A 17782-nucleotide genomic window follows, 5' to 3' on the forward strand; every position below is an offset into this window, starting at 1 on the left:
GCGTTCGGGTTTCAGACGCCGGGCATCGGGAACGGTGTCGGATCCATGAACCGTCGCAGCACGTTCAGGGTCAGACGCGAGATGTTGTTGTCGAAATTGTTCCAGGGCAGCGAGCCGGAATAAGCGATCGAACCGACCGAGAACACCGCGCCGCCGTTTGGCGTCTCGAAGAAGACGAGGTCGGCGTGAACCTTGTCGCAGACGTCGCCGGTGGTGCCCATGAAATTGAACAGCATGTCCTCGACGACGAAGACGTGCGCCTCAGTATGGTGCTCGGAACTCGCCACGACGATGGAGTGCGGCGGCGACCCGACCGAAAAGTCGTGCCGGTCGAGCTCCATGCCGGCCGCCCCCCCGCCGGTCAGGCCGAAATCGCCAAGGATCTCGTCGTCCACGCCTTCCATGATAAAGGCGGCACGAGGGTCGGTAGCGCCGGGCGCGCGGCGATAGTAGGACGAGCGGTCGAAGCCCTGGGCGGTGAAGCCGACACCGACGAGATGGTTGGGGCTGCGGCCACCCTGACGCCGCCACAGGCCGCCATATTCGCCGGTGAAGCTGTGATAGTACTCGCCCGTCGGCGGCTCCCAGGCGCGGCTTCCACCTTCGGCGCGGCGCACCTCGATGATGCCGGGCTGGGTGGCATGGTAGGCGATGCGCCAATAGAAGCCATTGCCGCCGAGATAGATCAGCCGGCCGCCACTGTGGGTGAAACGATGGATGCCGTTGCGCATCTCCTTCGAATAATATTCCGGGTGGGTGGCGGTGACGACGGTGCGATATCCCTTCAGCAGGTCGTAGCCTTCCTCATGCAGGTCCTCGTCGGTGATGACGTCGTAGTCCTGATCGAAGTGCTCGAGCCAGCTCGTGATGTGCGTGTCGGCGTTGAACAGCCACAGATGCGACGGCCCCGCGCCGTGGTTGGCCTCGACCTTCGGGCGAAGGTTGAGAACGGGCCGCAGCCGCGACGAATAGTAGACGCCGCTGCCGTCCGAGTGCAGGTCGTAGAGCGAATGGCCGTATTCGCGGTGCTCGTTCAGGAACTGCTGGTGCGGGTGGAGGACGAGCGCGCGATTGAGATGAAGCTCGACAAGCCCGTCATTGGTGCCGAAATGCTCGTTGGCATATGCCATATAGGTCGCAAGCGGGAACAGGAACGCCAGCTTGGAAGTCGGCTTGCCGCGCGCCGGACGCACCACAAAGGTGACGAACTGCTCTTCGCCCTGGGCCTCGATGCGCACCGCATAGATGCCGCTCTTCATGCCTTCGGGAATGGTCAGGGTGAAATCGACCTGCCAACCGGCATCATAGATGTCATCGTCGTGAAAATGGATCGCCGACCACTGGCCCGGGCTATCCATCCAGCACATCCCGTCCTCGCCGGTGAAATTGTGTCCGGTCACACCGCGGGTCGGCATGTTGACGACCTCGCCGTGCAAACCCCGCCCGGATATGTCATCCACGCGAATGCCCGGAATATCGAGCGAGAAGTCCCATGCTCCCGCAAGCGTGCCCGACAGGCGCTCGGGCCACTGGTCGCCCCGCAGCAGCTGCAACTCGCCAAGCGAGAGGCTGGCGGCGGAGATCCGCGGCCGATCGATCTTGCCGTTGTAGAGCGCGCGCCCGACGGTGCGGCCGGCATCCTCGCCGCCCCAGCTCGCCGCAAACAGCAGTGGTGCTGCGCTCTGCCAGGCGAGACCGGCCTCGAAAGCCCCGCTTGCGAAGCCTGAATCGTTGATGGTGGCGAATTCGTGTTGCGACTGCTGATGGACGCTCACCGCCCCGGTTTCGGCATCATAGGTTGCGGCCGCGAAATACCAGTGCCGGGCAAGCATCGGCCGACCGACCGACAAGGTCCGCTTGTGCGCGCCGTCCGAAATCTCGATGCCGATAGAGCCGTCCTCGGCAACGATCATGGCTACGCCACGTCCGGCAGCTTCGTCCCATTTGGAGATAATCGCCTGCCGGCCCTTCTGCGGGGTTGTCGGCATCACCATCGCCTGGAGCGAGATGCTTGACGCGTCGGCAAACGTATCGCCGCAATGGATCTGCGCGAAGGAGCCGGCATGAATGACCTGAGGCCTGCCTGCGTATTGGCCGTCGATCGAGCTCGGAACCGGCACAAGCTTCACCGGCGGCGCCTCGGGTGCCGTGTCGCCCTGGACCACCCTCACGACGCTTGCCTGATAGCTCGGGTATTCGCAGTTGATCATGAAATCGACGGAGCCGCCCGGCATAACGCTGACGCGATCGGCATAACCAGTGATTTTCAGCATGTGCGGGTCTCCAGATGCGGCGTCGGATTAGTCGTTCAGCTCGATGTCGAAGTGGCGCTTTATGCGCCGCTTGAAGATCTCCCACTCGGCGTCGTCGAGGTTGTGGAAGACGCCGTCCAGCAAGGTCATCGGCTTGCCCCGCCCGTTCATCTGGACAAGGCGCCATTCCTCATGCGGACGCGTGCAAAGCAGCGCCAGCTTGCCGGTCATCGGCTCGCTCCGGATGCGATTGACGAGACGCTGCAGCTCCGGGCTGTGCTGGCCCGTCGTCTTGACGCGAAACTCGGCCACAAGTTCATCCAGGCTACGGCCGTTGATGAGTCTTTCCAGCTCCAGTCTTGCCACCATCGACTCCTTAAGGTCTGCGGCAACTGCACTTCGACCGCCCCAATCGGCGCCTCGTCGAAAAGCAGCGGCTGCGTCTCGTATTCGGTCAATAAAACGACTGGATCAAGCATTGTCAATGACCGAACGGTCAATTCAACAAATGACGGGAACAGAAGCACAGACTTCATGGAATTCAGACGTATCGCTTCAGACGCCCACCGGCGCCCCCGTCCGTCAGCTCGCGACGATCACCTCGACGCCGGCAGCAAGCAGCGCATCCATCATGTCTGTCGGCGGCCGCCTGTCGGTCACGAAGCGGTCGATCATGTCCAACTGGCAAACCTTGGCAAAGGCACCCCGGCCGACCTTGGAATGATCGGCGACGACGGTGAGCCGATCTGCCTGCTCGATCATTGCGCGCGCCACCTGGGCTTCGCCGAGGGAGAAGTCCATCACGCCATTGCGGGCATGGATCGCGCCGATGGTGAGAACAGTATGCGCGGCGCGGAAATTGGCGATCTGCTCGATCGTCGCCTCGCCCGTCGTCTCGCCGGCATCGGCCTGGTACAGGCCACCCAGCAAGAACACGCTGTTCGTCCGCCCCGACAAGGTGCCTGCGATCGCCGAGGAATTGGTGACAACCGAGAGATTGTCGAGCCGTGACAGCTCTTCGGCAAGGAAGAGCGTCGTCGTCCCGGTGTCGATGAACATCGTCTCGCCATTGCCGAACAGACGCGCGGCGGTGCGGGCAATCGCCCGCTTGCCCGCTGTCTGTTCCGACATCCGCATGGAGAAAGGATTCTCGTCGACCAGGGATGGCAGACAGGCCCCGCCATGGAATTTCCGCAATGCGCCCGAAGCGGCCAATTGGTTGAGGTCCCGTCGAATTGTCTCGCTCGAAGCGGACAGTTGCAGGACCAGATCTTCGACCAGGATGCGCCCCTTTTCACGGGCGATATCCATAATCATGGTGCGACGCTGCTCGGGGGTGAAACGGCTAAAAGTCATTGATCCTTCACAATATCTCGCGTCGAAATGTATCCGGCCTTCCGGCGCCGAGTAAAGGCCCGGATCCCGGTTCCCCATCCCTCGTCCACCCCCCCTATCCGGCCCCTGATTACCAGGCCCTCGAGGCGGCGCGCGATGACCGAACACGAGAACGACAAAAATATTCGGTCATCCGCATTGACTGAACGGTCATATTCGATACCATATTCGGGCTAACGGTTGCCTGCAAGACGTTGCTGACAAAAACAGGGTTCGGCATCAATTCAAGGTATCCGGCGGCAAATTCAAGTAACTTGACAGAGACTACTGCTCTGTTGAAGACTTGATCTGCTGCGAGCGGGGAGGTGCGCGGTTGATGCGCCTCTCGCGCAGTGCGCAATCAACGCCACGGTCAACGTGAGGGGAGCTTTTCAATGAAGACGACTAGACGGACATTTCTTGCCGGCGCGACCGCGCTCGGCACCGGAACATTGCTGGTGGGCTCGGCGACGGGGCGCTTCGGCACGGCCTGGGCCCAGGACGCCAAGACGTTGTCCTTTGCCGCGGCCGGCACGGTGACCAGCAGCTGGGACCCCACGTCCCACACGATCGCACCGCAGATCACCGCCGAAATGCTGGTGTTCGGCCGCCTGACCAAATGCCTGATGACCTCCGAGAACCCGGGTGAAATTCTGCCCGACCTGGCGCTCGAATGGAAAGTGGTCGACAAGTACACGCTCGAATACAAGCTGCGTCAGGGCGTCAAGTTCCACGACGGCAAGGAGTTCAAGTCCGAGGACGTCAAGGCGACCTACGAATACGGCTCGCAGCCGAGCCGTCCGGCATCCGCCTGGTATCCGGGCCAGGTCGAGGTCGAGATCGTCGACGACTATACCGTTCGCCTCAAGACCGAGAAGTTCGGCTATCCGGCCCTGAACTTCTGGTATGTCGCAGCCTTCCTGCCGATCCTTTCCGCCAAGGATGTCGCCGACCCGAACGTGCTGAAGCAGCGCCCGAACGGCACCGGCCCGTTCCGCTACGTGGAGACCAAGGGCGACCAGATCGTCTTCAAGGCCAACGAAACCTACTACGACGGCAAGCCGGAGATCGAGACGCTGCTGTGGAACTACGTGCCCGACGCCAACACCCGCGTCCTGGGCCTGCTCAACGGCCAGTATCACCTGACCGAGCGCCTCGAGCCGGAGCAGTATGAATCGCTCAAGAAAGAGGCCAACATCGTCACCAATCGCGGCCTGTCGAGCGAGAACAAGTATCTGCACTTCCGCTGCAACAAGCCGCCCTTCGACGATGTTCGCGTTCGCATGGCCGCTGTCCACGCCATCGACCGGGATCAGGTGCTCGCTGTGCTGGGCGAAGCCGGCCAGGCATCGAACAGCCACATCTCGCCGGTCAAGTTCGGCTACACCGACGTGGCCAACTACCCCAAATACGATCCCGAAGAATGCCAGCGTCTGCTTGCCGAGGCCGGCTATCCGAAGGGCGAGGGCCTGCCGGAACTCGAGTTCATCACCTCGGTCGGCTTCTATGCCAAGACGCGCGAATATGGCGAACTGGTCACCGCCATGCTGCAGGAACAGGGCTTCCCCGTGAAGCTGACAACGCTCGAACCGGCAGCCTGGGAAGAGCAGATCTATCGCCGCGCCGACGGCCAGGGCCCGGGGCACATCGTCGACGTCGGCTGGATCACGGGTTCGCCCGAGCCGGACCTGGTCCTGCGCCCGAACTACTACTCGAAGTTCGCGCTGATCAACGGCATCAACGATCCCGAGATCGACGCTGCCCTCGACAAGGAGCGCAACGCGGAATCGGCCGAAGAGCGCCTGAAGATACTTCAGGAAGAAACCCTTCCGCTGCTCGCCACCAAGGTGCCGAGCCTGTCGCTGTTCTCGGCCGTGTCGCTGCGGGCGATGTCGAAGAAGCTCGAAGGCGTCTATTTCTATCCCAACGGCCCGATCGATCTCAGCAAGGCAAAGCTGTTCTAGGGAACATTTGCTTCGGCGGCCGGTGGCGCACACGCCATCGGCCAATCGATACAGCGAAAGAGCGCGTCTCGCGACGCGCTCGACACTATCTTTGATACAGGACCGTATCCATGGCCTTCGCTATCGAGTTCTTCCTTCGCCGCATAAGTCAGGGCCTGGTGATCGTCCTTTTGGTCGCCTTCGTGATCTTCACGCTGTTGCGCGTGGTGCCCGGCGACCCGATCCGGATCATCCTGGGGCCCATGACCGCCGCCAGCGTTCTCGAAGAGAAGGCAAAGGAACTTGGGCTGCGCGACCCGCTCCTGGTTCAGTTCGGCCGTTTCGTGGGCCAGGTTACGACAGGCGATCTCGGCCGCTCCTACATCAGGGGCGCACAGGGCGGCAGTACTGGCGGCTCGCAGGACGCGACCGGCTTCAACCCGGAGAGCCGCGCCTCGGTCGCCGAACTGATCGGCAAGGCCCTGCCCTACAGTCTCCAGCTCGCCGCGCTCGGAATTGGATTTGCGCTGCTCGTTGCGGTGCCTATCGGCATGGGCGCGGGCATGCGCGCGGGCAAATGGCCCGACAGGCTGGGACTTTATGTAAGCTCGCTGCTGGTTTCGCTTCCGAACATCTGGGTCGGCGTGGTCCTGATCTTCCTGCTTTCTGCAAAGACGGGATGGCTGCCGGCCATCGGCTACCAGGGTTTTGCCTACACCATCATCCCCGCCATGGTGCTCGCAATCGAGCTGTCTCCGGTGATGATCCGCGCCATCTCCGTCTCGGTGGCGGCCAATCTCGGCGAGGTCTATTTCGATGTCGGCCTGGTGCGGGGCCTGTCGCGCCGCGTCATGATCTTCAAGCACGTGCTGCGCAATGCTGCCGTGCCGCTGCTCAATCTCTTCGGTGCACAGATGATCGGCATGCTGCTCGGCGGCCTCTTCGTCGTCGAGTACATCTTCAGCTACCCGGGCATCGGCATGCTGACCATCAACGCCGTCTTCCAGCGCGATTTCCCCATCATTCAGGCTGTCGCGATCCTGGCCAGCGGCGCGCTCGTCGCCATCAACATGCTGGTCGATTTCGCCTCGACCACCATCGACCGTCGCCTGAAGTTCTGAAGGACTGCCCGTCATGATCACTTCGACCGAAGAGGCAGCCCTGTCGACTGCCCAAACACAGCCAAAGAAGCGCGGCGTCACGGCCCGCATCGTCCGCAAGGCCTGGGGCTACACCGAGATGAAGATCGCCGCGACGGTCTTCATTGCCCTGGCGCTGCTCACCGTGTTCGGACCGTTCCTCATCGACGCTTCGGCCACCAAGATGAACGTCGCCAACAAGTTCCTGCCTCCCATCTTCATGGAGGGCGGGAAACTGCCCCACTTCTTCGGCACCGACCAGCTCGGCCGCGACCTGTTGCTGCGCTCGCTGATCGGACTGCGCAACGCCTTTGCCATTGGGGTCGCCAGCGTCATCGGCATTTTTGTCCTCGGCTGTGCCATCGGCATCTATGCCGGCTATCGCGGCGGCTGGACCGACGTCATTCTGATGCGCCTGACCGACGTGCAGATGTCGATCCCCGTAGTCATCCTCGCGATCACCATCCTGGGCATGTCGCGCCCCTCGCCCGCCACCATCATCGCCGTTCTGGTGCTGGCGAGCTGGCCGGTCTATGCTCGCGTTTCCCGCGGGGTCACCCTGGCTGAGCGCCAGAAGGAATATGTCAGGGCTGCGAAGATTCTCGGCGCCAGCGACCTGCGCATTATGGTTCGCCACATCGCCCCCAGCGTGCTGCCGCCGATCGCCTTCGTCGCCGTGCTCGACGTTGCCCGCATGATGATCTTCGAAGCCATCTTCGGCTTCATAGGCATTGGCATCCAACCCCCGACGCCAACCTTCGGAACCATCATCTCCGCTGGCACCCAGTACCTGCTGAACGCGTGGTGGATCACCATCGTCCCCGGCATCCTGCTGGCGCTCGGTCTCGGCAGCCTCAATCTGATGGGCGGCGTCCTCGAGCGCGCTCGCAACCACATCCTGCAGGGAGGTGAGTGATGACCCAGCCACTGAACATGCAGGACAACACCGCGATGCAGGCCCCGGTCATGGAAGTTCGCAACCTGTCGGTCGTGGCCCGAGCGGCAGCCGGCGAACGGACGATCCTCTCGGGCATCGATCTTTCGGTTGCGCCGCGCTCGGTGCTCGGCATCATCGGCGAGAGCGGATCGGGCAAGACGGTGCTGTCGCGCGCCCTCGTCAACTGGATCAAGTCGCCGCTCGCCATCACGAGCGGGTCGGTAAACTACGGCGGCCGCGATCTGCTGACCCTGCCGGACGAGCAGATGGCCGGCCTGCGCGGTCGCGAGATCGCCTATATCGGCGCGAACCCGACGAGCGCGCTCGATCCGACCGTACCGGTGGGACACCAAATCCTGGAGAAGCTTCGCGCCGTCGCGCCGAACCTGACACGCGACGAAGCGCGCAAGCGCGTCATCGAAACACTGGATGCCGTCCGCATTCCGTCGCCCAAGCAGCGCTTCGACGAATACCCGTTCCAGTTCAGCGGCGGCATGATGCAGCGCGCCATGATCGTCGATGCGCTGGTCTCCAATCCGAAGCTGCTCATCGCCGACAACATCACCCAGCCCCTCGACGTCACCGTCGCAGCGCAGATCCTGCGCCTGCTGCGCGACCTGCAGCAGGATTTCGACACGGCGATCGTCTTCGTCTCGTCGTCGCTGGGCATCGTCACGGAAATCGCCAGCAACCTAATCGTGCTGGACCGCGGCCACATCGTCGAGCGTCAGTCGGTCGAAAACCTGATCAAGCGGCCCGAACACGGCTACACCCGGGAACTGATCGCCAAGGTGCCGAAGATCTGGGCCACCAGCGAGCAGCCACCCGCCCCATCGACGAACGACGTCGTCCTCGACGTGCGCGACGTCGAGAAGACCTATCGCGTGCGCGAGCGCAAGACCCTCTTTGGCGAGCGCATGGTCCGGGCGGTCCGCGGCGTTTCTTTCACCGTGCGCCGGGGCGAAAATTTCGGCATCATCGGCGAGTCCGGCTGTGGCAAGTCGACCCTGTCGCGGCTGCTCAGCAGCCTTGAGGCACCGGACAAGGGCCAGATCCTGTTCGAGAATGACGACATCGCCACCTTGCGCGGGTCGCGGCTGCTTGGCTTGCGGCGACGCTTCCAGTTGCTCCTGCAGGATCCCTACAATGCGATTGCTGCGCACAGTTCGATCGGCCGGACCATATCCGAACCGCTGCTCATCCACGGACTCGGCTCGCGCCAGCAAATCGAAAAGAAGGTGAAGGACGTCATGGCCGAGGTCGGCCTGTCGCCCGCTCTCTACGACCAGTTGCCCGTCGGCCTCAGCGCCGGCCAGCGCCAGCGCGTCAACATCGCCCGCGCACTGGTGCTCGAACCCGAGCTGCTGATCCTGGACGAAACCCTGTCGTCGCTCGATCAGGTCGAACAGGCAAAACTGCTCGATCTGTTCGAGACACTGCAGGTCAAGCGCGGCATCACCTATGTCTACATCTCGCACGATCTGGCCATGGTCCGGCGTGTCTGCGCCCGCATCGCCGTCATGTATCTCGGACGCATCGTCGAGCTGGCCGACAATGAAACGATGTTCGGCCGATCGGCACATCCTTACACGCGAGCGTTGCTGAGTGCTGTCCCCACCGTCGAGGAGAAGCCGTACCGCACCGAGACCTATCTGCTTGAGGGCGAGCCGCCGGATCCAATCGACATTCCGGCCGGATGCAGCTTCCGCACTCGCTGCCCGTTCGCCTTCGATCGCTGTGCCACGGACGATCCGACGCAAACGGTGCGGGAAGACGGCAACGCCAGCGCCTGCCATCTGCAGTTCAGCCAGATGCCCGTCGTCGATGTGGCGCGTCTGGCGCAAGGGGCCGGGACATGAAAGCCGGGACCGGTCGAACCGCAGTGGACGCTCGTATGGGGCGCACGTCTAGATGACATCGGCCGAAGCATTTTTTCGCGAACGCCATGCAGTCCATACCGGCTGGCGCCGGCATCTGCACCAGTGGCCGGAGGTCGCGTTTCAGGAGCATCGTACCGCGGCTTTCGTGGCCGAGAGGCTGGTCGAGATGGGCATGACCGCGGAAACCGGCATCGCCGGCACCGGCCTCGTGGCGACGCTCGCCGGCCGGCGCCCCGGCCCGACGATCGGCCTGCGGGCCGACATGGATGCGTTGCCGATCACTGAGGAAAGCGACCTCTCCTACCGATCACACAATGACGGCGCCAGCCATGCTTGCGGCCATGACGGCCATATGACGATGCTGCTCGCGGCGGCCGACTACCTGTCGCGCGAGCGCGACTTCGCCGGCTCCGTGCGCTTCATCTTTCAACCCGCTGAGGAAGCCGAAGGAGGCGGCCGCCGGATGGTCGAGGAAGGCCTCTTCGAACGCTTTCCGGTGGACGCCGTCTTTGGCCTGCACAACTGGCCCAGCCTGCCATTGGGCACCGTGGCCGTGCGGCCGGGGCCGGTGATGGCGGCGATGGACCTCTTCACCATCACCATCGATGCCAAGGGCGTACATGCCGCCTTGCCGCATCTTGGCACCGACGCCATCGTTTCGGCCGGCGCCGTCATCGCCGGTCTCCAGACCATTACGAGCAGATCCGTCAATGCCCAGCAGCCGGCGGTGGTTTCGCTGACGCAGATCCATGGCGGCAACTCGCTCAATGCGCTGCCCGGCAGGGTCGTCCTCAACGGCACCGTCCGCGCCTTTTCCGACGAGGCCCGTGCCGTGGTGCAGGAGCGGCTGCAACAGATCATCAATGGCGTCGCCATCACCCACCGTGTCGGCATCTCTCTCGATTTCGAGCCGCGCTATCCCGCGACCGTCAATGACGGCGGCATGGCCGCCATAGCCGAGGCGGTGGCGACCGCCACGTTCGGGCGTCGTTCGGTGCTGACCGAGTTCGAGCCCAGCATGGCGTCGGAGGACTTTGCCTTCATGCTGGGGGCCAAGCCCGGATGTTACGCCTGGATCGGCAATGGAACCGGGACCCCGCTGCACAATCCGTCCTTCGACTTCAACGACGATCTGATAGCGCCGGGCGCGCTCTATTGGACCGCCCTCGTCAAGGACTGGTCGACTGCGCCTGCCACGATGCCGGTGCCGGCAGCGGCGTAGCGACCGACGATACCTCGCTTGCAAACAGAAGACCCAAGGGGAACGAGATGAGACTTTCGGGAAAGCGTGCATTGATGATCGGAGCGGCTACGGGCATCGGCCGTGCCTGCGTCGAGGATTTCGCCCGGAACGGGGCCAGCATCGTTGTCGCCGACATCAACGAGGCGGCCATGGCGGAGGCTGTCCATCTGGCCGGCGCGCAGAATGTCCGCGCCTTTGGCACCCGTTGCGACGTGCGTGACGAGGCATCAGTTCGCGACGCCGTCGAATATGCCGAAAATGCACTGGGCAGTCTCGACACGCTGGTCTTCTTTGCCGGCTTGATGCGCACCGGGCAAGTGGACGGCTTTGAGGCGGAGACATGGGACGCCATCTTTCAGGTCAACGCGCGCGGCACCTTTTTCGCCGCGAAATACGGAGCACCCGCGCTGAAGCGTCAGGGCGGCGGCAGCTTCATCACCACGGCATCTCTGGCTGGTCTTCGCGGCGCGCCGGGCATGACCGCCTATGCAGCGGCAAAGGGCGCGGTCATTGCCTTCACCACGGCCCTTGCCCAGGAGCTTGCGCCGGCAAACATCCGGGTCAACTCGGTCCTGCCGGGCTGGATCGATACGCCGTTCAACAATCCGGCGATCGATTACATGGGCGGCACCGACGCGCATGGGGCGATCGTCAACCGCATCGTCCCGCTCGGCCGCCAGGGCACGCCGGCTGAGGTTGCCCCCATGTACACCTTCCTTGCTTCCGAGGAATCGCGCTACATCACGGCAAAATCGATGATGGTCGACGGCGGCATGGCCCATTGACCGGGGTGCGTCGCCTTCGAAATGAAGGAAAAAGCGAGCCGTTTGGCCCAAAACCTGAAAGAACAGCCTGACGGAAGGCAGCAGCCAGGCCATGATTCTGAGGCGCAGATGACGGAAACGAACGTCTTGCAGGACGACCTCGAAGAGGCGTCGGATGAACTCTTGGAGTCGCGCCGGCGACTTGGCGTCAAGCTGAAGCTGGCCAGGCAAACCAAGGGCCTCACGCTGAAGGAGCTGGCAGCCCGGAGCCAATGTTCGGAGAGCCTGCTGTCCAAGGCCGAGAATGGCAGGGCCTTGCCTTCCCTGCCGCTCATCCACCGTCTGGTCAGGGTGCTCGAAACCAACATCAGCTGGTTGTTCGAGGAGGGCGAGCCGGACGATTCACCCGTCTTTCGCGCAGGCACGCGCCCCGTGGTGACATTGGACGACCGACCCGGCGACTGGGCCGGCGTCTCCTTCGAACGCATCATCCCCTACAAGGGCGGTCATCTGCTCCAGAGCAACATCCACCACATAGCCGTCGGCGCCAAAAGCGGTGCCGCGATCACCCATGAGGGTGAAGAGACCGGCTATGTGCTTCGCGGCCAGATCGACCTCATCCTGGATGGCATCGTCTACAGCTTGAAGGAAGGCGACTCCTTCTGCTTCCGCTCGCATGTACCTCACTCTTATCGCAACATCGGGACGGAACCGGCGAGCATACTTTGGACCTGTACCCCGCCCACCTTCTGACCGGCTTCAATCGCAACCACTTTCAACACCCGCCGTAGCGGCTGAACAACAGCCTCGAAAAGAGCGGCACCGACAGGCCGGAGCGGATCGCGTAGCGGGTGATGACGTCGTTGATCGCCGAATAGGAGATCACCGTCAGCACCAGGCCGATGATGGTGTTGGCGGTCGCCGAGACGAGAAAGAACATGGCGCTGCAGATCGCCCAGAAGGCCATCGTCAGATTGAGCTTGGGCATGCGGCCGCTGGGCGGCACAGGCCGTTGCGAATAATCGCGGTGGCAGCCATGATTGTCTCCTTGTCGGCAACATATTCGTAGCGCAAAATACAATACAGAGTCTCCGCAGGAACACTCCTCCCGGAGAACTTAGGCCGAATGATCATCTGTTGCCCCATGTAGCCGATCGTGTTTTGCGCGCCGCCACAGATCGCACACAGCAGACGATCCACCCATCGCCTCATGCTGTGGCATGCCTAGGCACGAGGCTATGGATCTGGTGGATGCACAACGACGAGTGCGTCAACCGCTACCGCTCTGTCGGGCAGAACGATCACCGGGTTTAGATCAAGTTCCGAAATGAGCGGACCGGCCGCCAGACCGAGCTGGGCCACCCGGAAAGCCAGTTCGACCAGAGCCACCTTGTCCGATGGCTTGGCTCCGCGAGCACCGTCCAACAGCGGCGAAAGCCTGAGGCTTGCGATCATCTCACGAATGTCGTCCCTGTCGACCGGCAAGGGGCGTGTGACGGCATCCCTGAGGATCTCAGCATAGATGCCCCCCGCCCCCAACGTGATGGTCGTCCCGAGGTCGGCGTCCTGCGTCAGCCCGACGATCATTTCGACACCCGGCCCAATCTGCTCCTGCATCAAAACGCCTTCAATGCGAGCGCCTGGCGCATGGGCCTTTGCCCTTGCAACGAGTTCGTCGTGGATCAAAGCTGCGGCCTCGCCGTCGGTCACGTCGAGCTGGACCAGCCCCGCATCCGACTTGTGGGCGATGTCGGGTGACGCGAGTTTCATGGCAACGCGACCGCCAAATTCGGCGACGAGGTTGCTCGCCTCCGCAGCAGTGTGGGCCATGCACTCGCGAGCGCGGTCGATACCGGCGCCCTCCAGCAGAACCGCAGCCTCCCGACTGTCGAGTACGCCAGGACGCGCCAGCGCTTCAAGCTGAATTGGCGCGAGGACCGGCACACTCCAGCTGCGAGGCCTGAACGAGGCTTTCGCGGCTTCATAGTCGGCGCGCGCGCGCAACGCACGGAAACACTTGCGGAACGAGCGAAAAATGGGAACTCCTGACTTGACTAGGTCGCGGTAGCCAGGGCTGTCGGTCAAGACCGACCCCCACACGGCAACGATCGGTTTGGGCGAGCGCGGGGCGAAAGCGAGCACATCGGCGGCGAAACTGTCGGACAGGAGGCCGAGCGCGGCGGTAAGCCCCACAACGATGACATCGACATTGGGATCGGCGGCGATAAGATCGAGAACTTCGAGCCGCTGCTGCTGCGGGGCGGAAATCGCGAAGCCGCCGCCATTGTCGATCGGATTGGAAACCGTCACATAGCGCGGCAGATGGGCATAGAGCTTTTCGACTGTCGTCCCATCGAGGTCGGGAACGCTCACGCCGTAGCTGTCGGCCAGCTCTGCCATCAAGGTCGTCGATCCACCCGACACCGAATAAAGCGCGCAATTCGGCCCGGAGCCGGCCGGCACCTTGGCCAGGAGATTAGCGGTTTCGAGCAGTTCATCGAGATCGCGGACGCGAATCACGCCATACTGCCTGAACAGGCCATCGATAACGGCGTCGGCGCCCGCGAGATGACCGGTGTGCGAAGCGGCCATTCGGGCGCCACGTTCGGTCGAGCCCATCTTGAGCATGACAACCGGCTTTCGCATGGTATTCGCCGACTCCAGCGCAAGCCTGAGTTTGGGGATCGACTTGAAGCCTTCGACATAGGCGGCAATGACCGTGGTCTCGGGGTCGTGGGCAAAGTAGTTGATGAAGTCGGCGACCTCGAGATCAACCTCGTTACCGACAGTCACCCAGCGCCGGAAGGCAGCGCCCATGGCAACGCCTTCGACGATGGGACGGCCATTGAAGCCGCTTTGGGTGACCAGCCCTATCAACCCGCCGCGGTGGTGCTCCGAGACAGGGAACTGCTCGAACGTATTGTCGTTGGTGTTCGGCCCGATCACGCGCACGCCGTGCGCCCTTGCCGCCTCCGCCACCTTTGCTTCAAGCGCCGCGCCTTCCGCACCGACCTCCGAGAAGCCGGAACTGAAGACTATGACGTCGCGCACACCCCTGCTGCCACAATCGGCGATCACTTGCGGCACGATCGCCGGGGCCACCTTGACCACCGCAAGGTCGATATGATCGGGCACCTCACTCATCGAGGCGAACACAGGCACACCGCCGGCCTCGCCGCCGCGCGGATTGACGTAGCAGAAACGGACGTCCTCGCCGAAGCGGCGAAACCAGTTGTGCGCCTGCGGTGACGCATCCACCCGGCCGACATAAGCGATACCGCGCTTCTTTCGGAACATGCGCTGGAGATCGATCAGGCTGCGGTCGAGTTCGGCGCGAGCCTGCAGGATTGCCGGTTGAGTGGTAAGCATCATCTGGTCTTTCATGGACTGTCGGAAGGATAGGCCAGCGGCATAGGCCAAATGGCCGAATACAAATGCCAGGAAGGGATGCAGACTGGCTGCGAACGCTCTGTGCCGGCCTGCCGGCACAAGGAGAGGAGAGCGCCATGGGAACCGCGGCCTGCCCGGCAAGACGGTTGGAACTGGGTTTTGAGGAAGAACCCAACGAATTGCTGCGCGGCGTCACCAACGACCGCTCCGGCGGGGTGGTGAAATCCAGCCTGCGCGTGCTGTCGGTGCTGGAATACTTCCAGGCCAATCCGCGGCCGGCCCGCACGACGGAAATCAGCCGCGCCCTCGCCATCCCCAATTCCAGTGCCGACGACATCCTCAAGACCCTGGTGCGGACCGGGTATCTTGCATTCGAGCCACGGCAGAAAGTCTACCTGCCCTCCTACCGGATCGTTACGCTCGCTCGGCGCCTCGAAAGCACCTTCTTCGGCGGCACGGCGGTCTCCGATCTTATGGAGGAGGTTCATCGCTGCACCGGCCACACGGTGTGGCTGTGCATGGAAAACGATCGCTGGGTGCAATGCTCGGCAATCATTCCCGGTTCTGATTTTCACGCCGGCATCCATGTCGAGGGCTTTACCGACTACGACTGGACGACTGCGGCAGGCCTGGCGCTTCTGTCGGGCAAGCCGCAGGAGGTGGTGGTGGAGATTGCCAAGCGCATGTTCCGCACCGAGCCGCCGGCCAGGCGCACGGCCAGTGTAACCACGCTCCTCGACAAGGTGAGACTGGCTCGAAAACAAGGCTATGCCACCTCCCGCGGCTTCTCTGGGGAAGGCGTGACCGCTGTGGCGGCACCCTTCCAGTCCAAGGTCATGCGTGTTTCGGTTGCCGTCGGTCTGGTCAGTCCCGATCCGGAGGAGAGCCCGGGCACCCTTGCCCTCGGCAACACGCTCCGCCAGATCGCGGCACGGCACCAGCGGCTTTCAGAGCTGCAGCGGGCCAATGACGACCTGCCTATTTCGCCGGAGTGGGAATTCCCGCCGCAGCTATGAAACCCTGGTCAACGACCCGGTCTTCGGGCATCAACTCGGTGTAGGAAAGCACTTCGGGGATGAGGGCGTAGGTCTTCTGCAAGCGCGCCGCGAGATCTGCCGGCATGTAAAGATTGGGGTCGAAGCTCAGCGAGACGCCCTTTTTGAGCGTTTCCTCGGGCAGTTGCAGTTCCTCGACCATGATCTTCATGATCTCGGAGTTCTGGTGGTAGTCGCCCTTCAGGTAGTTGCGCGTCGTACGAACCAGCGCCCGCATCACCGCCTCGCCGACGTCGCGTCGCTCCTTGAGCAGGCGCGGCCCGAAGCTCCACGAACCGGCCGACATCTCCGGTCCCTGCACGAATGCCAGCGACACCTTGGAGGTATCGGCCTTCTGCCAGATCGAGTCGATCAAATAGCCGAAGTTAACGGCGCCGTTCTCGAGGGCGACCAGGATGTCAGGCGACGCCATGGTCTGAAACTTCACGTCCTTGAGGGAAAGCCCAACCTTTTCCAGTTCCGTCTGCAGGAAATAGGAGGCCGTCGAACCAAGGCCGATGGCGCTGGCGATGGTCTGATCCTTGAACAGGTCGACGGTAAACTTGCGGCCGTTGAGAAAGGCGTTGTTGGCCCAGATGCCCTGCTTCTGCTGGGGTGACTGGACAAACAGCGGTGCAACCACGCGGATGTCGGCACCGCCGGCGATGGCGTTGAAGACGGCCGCACTTGGCTGGCCGCCAAGCACATCGGCGCGCCCGGTCGCCAGGAGCACGATGCCGTCGCTCGACTTGGCGAAGGTGTATTCGATATCGATGTTTTCCTTGTCGAACTCGCCCATACGGTCGGCCAGGATCATCGGAAGGTAGGCCTCGACTTTCGCGGTCATGGCGACCGTCACTTTTTCGCGCTGCGGCAGCGGCTTTGGCGCGTCGGAACCTTGAGCGCGGGCGCCCAGGCTCATGCCAGCCACTGCGGCCGCAACCGCCAACGTCTTCCATAGAGATTTCATAACTTCCTCCCTGTTGCTCTTCCTGCCGCCGGCCCTCCACCGGACGGCAAATTTTTCGTCAGTCGGCGTCGTAGACCAGCTTCCAGTTCGACCCCGCAAGTTGCCGGACGCGCGGACCGCCAAAGTGGAACGCCGGGTCTCCCGGCGGTTCAGCAAACGAAATGACGGCCGTATCGGGCGCCGGCGGCAGTGCTGCCCAGATGCGTCTCCCGGCGGTATCGATGTCGACGCGGTTGGAAATATTGTGCTTGAGGCTGGCGACACGCGGGTAAATTTCGGGGTCGACCTCGGCGGCGGCACGCAGGGCCGGCGTATCGACGCCGCCGGGCCTCACGGCCACCACCCATGGCCCGGTTCCGCCGCGGCTCTGACGCTCGCGTGCGACCACCTCGACCCAGTGCTCGATCGCGACCTTGGACGCACAATAGGTGGCGAGCCCCTCGAGCGCCGCGACAGCCGCGCCCGACGACAGCATGGCCAGGCCCGCCTCGTAAGCTGGACGACAGGCATCGAGGAAGGCCTCAGCCAGCACGAAGGGAGCGGCGAGATTGGCCAGAACGCCCTTTTCATACTTGGCCGAAGCCACCTTGCCGACCATCCCGATCGCCTCGGAATAGTAGGCGTTGTGGATGAAGATCGCGCGCTCGCCGCGGAAAGCCGCCAGCTCGCGGATGAAATGGCCGCGGACGCGATCCCATGAAGAGGGATCCGCCAGGTCGAACTGCAGCGTCTCGAAATCCGGATGCTTGCGGCGCGACAGATTGATGACGCGAGCGTTGCCAAAGGGAACGTTGCGGGCAAGACCAAGGCCGATGCCCTGGGTCGCCCCACTGATCCAGACGAGAGTGTCGTGCAT

General features: G+C 63.0%; 15 protein-coding genes. 8 read left to right on the forward strand and 7 right to left on the reverse strand.

Annotation, left to right across the window (positions count from 1 at the left end; genetic code table 11):
* Window positions 1-11: 11 nt before the first annotated feature.
* The 3 genes from NDO48_RS24020 to NDO48_RS24030 all read right to left on the reverse strand — a co-directional run bounded on the left by NDO48_RS24020 (window position 12) and on the right by NDO48_RS24030 (window position 3608).
* Entirely contained in the window at window positions 12-2273 is a 2262-nt protein-coding gene (locus NDO48_RS24020; protein ID WP_267322514.1) for a N,N-dimethylformamidase beta subunit family domain-containing protein, read from the reverse strand.
* A 27-nt stretch (window positions 2274-2300) separates the two neighbouring features.
* Window positions 2301-2621 carry an ABC transporter permease gene (locus NDO48_RS24025; protein WP_267322515.1) on the reverse strand — a complete coding sequence of 107 codons (321 nt, stop codon included), beginning with the start codon at window positions 2619-2621 and terminating at the stop codon, window positions 2301-2303.
* A gap of 213 nt (window positions 2622-2834) precedes the next feature.
* A complete protein-coding gene (locus NDO48_RS24030) occupies window positions 2835-3608 on the reverse strand; it encodes a DeoR/GlpR family DNA-binding transcription regulator (protein WP_267322516.1) in 774 nt (257 codons plus the stop codon).
* Between the two features lie 413 nt (window positions 3609-4021).
* Between NDO48_RS24030 and NDO48_RS24035 the strand changes: the two genes are divergently transcribed.
* The 7 genes from NDO48_RS24035 (at window position 4022) to NDO48_RS24065 (ending at window position 12285) form a co-directional block, all read left to right on the forward strand.
* Entirely contained in the window at window positions 4022-5590 is a 1569-nt protein-coding gene (locus tag NDO48_RS24035) for an ABC transporter substrate-binding protein (RefSeq protein WP_267322517.1), read from the forward strand.
* Window positions 5591-5700: 110 nt separating this feature from the next.
* Window positions 5701-6690: an ABC transporter permease gene (locus tag NDO48_RS24040; protein WP_018431194.1), complete on the forward strand. Its 990-nt coding sequence runs from the start codon at window positions 5701-5703 to the stop codon at window positions 6688-6690.
* 13 nt (window positions 6691-6703) lie between these two features.
* On the forward strand, window positions 6704-7624 hold the full coding sequence (locus NDO48_RS24045; RefSeq protein ID WP_018431195.1) for an ABC transporter permease: 921 nt from the start codon (window positions 6704-6706) through the stop codon (window positions 7622-7624).
* Complete coding sequence (locus NDO48_RS24050; protein ID WP_267322518.1) at window positions 7624-9504, forward strand: ABC transporter ATP-binding protein; 1881 nt, start codon at window positions 7624-7626, stop codon at window positions 9502-9504. Before NDO48_RS24045 ends, NDO48_RS24050 begins: the two co-directional genes overlap by 1 nt.
* Before the next feature lie 52 nt (window positions 9505-9556).
* Window positions 9557-10747 carry a M20 aminoacylase family protein gene (locus NDO48_RS24055; RefSeq protein WP_267322519.1) on the forward strand — a complete coding sequence of 397 codons (1191 nt, stop codon included), beginning with the start codon at window positions 9557-9559 and terminating at the stop codon, window positions 10745-10747.
* Between the two features lie 47 nt (window positions 10748-10794).
* Window positions 10795-11553, forward strand: coding sequence for an SDR family NAD(P)-dependent oxidoreductase (locus NDO48_RS24060; RefSeq protein ID WP_267322520.1), 759 nt, complete (start codon window positions 10795-10797; stop codon window positions 11551-11553).
* Window positions 11554-11574: 21 nt separating this feature from the next.
* Entirely contained in the window at window positions 11575-12285 is a 711-nt protein-coding gene (locus NDO48_RS24065) for a cupin domain-containing protein (protein WP_018431199.1), read from the forward strand.
* 22 nt (window positions 12286-12307) lie between these two features.
* On the opposite strand, the gene NDO48_RS24070 is transcribed toward NDO48_RS24065, so the two are convergent.
* Together NDO48_RS24070 and NDO48_RS24075 are read right to left on the reverse strand one after the other, a co-directional pair.
* Window positions 12308-12520 (reverse strand): hypothetical protein, encoded by a 213-nt coding sequence (locus tag NDO48_RS24070; RefSeq protein ID WP_267322521.1) that lies wholly within the window; start codon window positions 12518-12520, stop codon window positions 12308-12310.
* Window positions 12521-12768: 248 nt separating this feature from the next.
* Window positions 12769-14904 (reverse strand): acetate--CoA ligase family protein, encoded by a 2136-nt coding sequence (locus tag NDO48_RS24075; RefSeq protein WP_267322522.1) that lies wholly within the window; start codon window positions 14902-14904, stop codon window positions 12769-12771.
* A 134-nt stretch (window positions 14905-15038) separates the two neighbouring features.
* Here NDO48_RS24075 and NDO48_RS24080 point away from each other — a divergent pair, with 134 nt between their 5' ends.
* Window positions 15039-15938: an IclR family transcriptional regulator gene (locus NDO48_RS24080; protein ID WP_198292924.1), complete on the forward strand. Its 900-nt coding sequence runs from the start codon at window positions 15039-15041 to the stop codon at window positions 15936-15938.
* Here the strand turns inward: NDO48_RS24080 and NDO48_RS24085 are convergent.
* Window positions 15901-16926, reverse strand: a complete 1026-nt coding sequence (locus NDO48_RS24085) for an ABC transporter substrate-binding protein (protein ID WP_267322523.1) — start codon at window positions 16924-16926, stop codon at window positions 15901-15903. The genes NDO48_RS24080 and NDO48_RS24085 overlap by 38 nt on opposite strands.
* 58 nt (window positions 16927-16984) lie before the next feature.
* Window positions 16985-17782, reverse strand: a complete 798-nt coding sequence (locus NDO48_RS24090; protein WP_018431203.1) for an SDR family NAD(P)-dependent oxidoreductase — start codon at window positions 17780-17782, stop codon at window positions 16985-16987.

It is taken from the genome of Aminobacter sp. MET-1 (genome assembly GCF_026521175.1).
Classification (GTDB): Bacteria; Pseudomonadota; Alphaproteobacteria; order Rhizobiales; family Rhizobiaceae; genus Aminobacter.

Bases quoted from the DNA above. Each gene is read 5' to 3' on its own strand.
- NDO48_RS24070 (WP_267322521.1), bottom strand. From the start codon at position 12,520: ATGCCCAAGCTCAATCTGACGATGGCCTTCTGGGCGATCTGCAGCGCC.
- NDO48_RS24080 (WP_198292924.1), top strand. From the start codon at position 15,039: ATGGGAACCGCGGCCTGCCCGGCAAGACGGTTGGAACTGGGTTTTGAG.
- NDO48_RS24025 (WP_267322515.1), bottom strand. From the start codon at position 2,621: ATGGTGGCAAGACTGGAGCTGGAAAGACTCATCAACGGCCGTAGCCTG.
- NDO48_RS24040 (WP_018431194.1), top strand. From the start codon at position 5,701: ATGGCCTTCGCTATCGAGTTCTTCCTTCGCCGCATAAGTCAGGGCCTG.
- NDO48_RS24060 (WP_267322520.1), top strand. From the start codon at position 10,795: ATGAGACTTTCGGGAAAGCGTGCATTGATGATCGGAGCGGCTACGGGC.
- NDO48_RS24075 (WP_267322522.1), bottom strand. From the start codon at position 14,904: ATGATGCTTACCACTCAACCGGCAATCCTGCAGGCTCGCGCCGAACTC.
- NDO48_RS24090 (WP_018431203.1), bottom strand. From the start codon at position 17,782: ATGCACGACACTCTCGTCTGGATCAGTGGGGCGACCCAGGGCATCGGC.
- NDO48_RS24055 (WP_267322519.1), top strand. From the start codon at position 9,557: ATGACATCGGCCGAAGCATTTTTTCGCGAACGCCATGCAGTCCATACC.
- NDO48_RS24050 (WP_267322518.1), top strand. From the start codon at position 7,624: ATGACCCAGCCACTGAACATGCAGGACAACACCGCGATGCAGGCCCCG.
- NDO48_RS24045 (WP_018431195.1), top strand. From the start codon at position 6,704: ATGATCACTTCGACCGAAGAGGCAGCCCTGTCGACTGCCCAAACACAG.
- NDO48_RS24085 (WP_267322523.1), bottom strand. From the start codon at position 16,926: ATGAAATCTCTATGGAAGACGTTGGCGGTTGCGGCCGCAGTGGCTGGC.
- NDO48_RS24030 (WP_267322516.1), bottom strand. From the start codon at position 3,608: ATGACTTTTAGCCGTTTCACCCCCGAGCAGCGTCGCACCATGATTATG.
- NDO48_RS24035 (WP_267322517.1), top strand. From the start codon at position 4,022: ATGAAGACGACTAGACGGACATTTCTTGCCGGCGCGACCGCGCTCGGC.
- NDO48_RS24020 (WP_267322514.1), bottom strand. From the start codon at position 2,273: ATGCTGAAAATCACTGGTTATGCCGATCGCGTCAGCGTTATGCCGGGC.
- NDO48_RS24065 (WP_018431199.1), top strand. From the start codon at position 11,575: ATGAAGGAAAAAGCGAGCCGTTTGGCCCAAAACCTGAAAGAACAGCCT.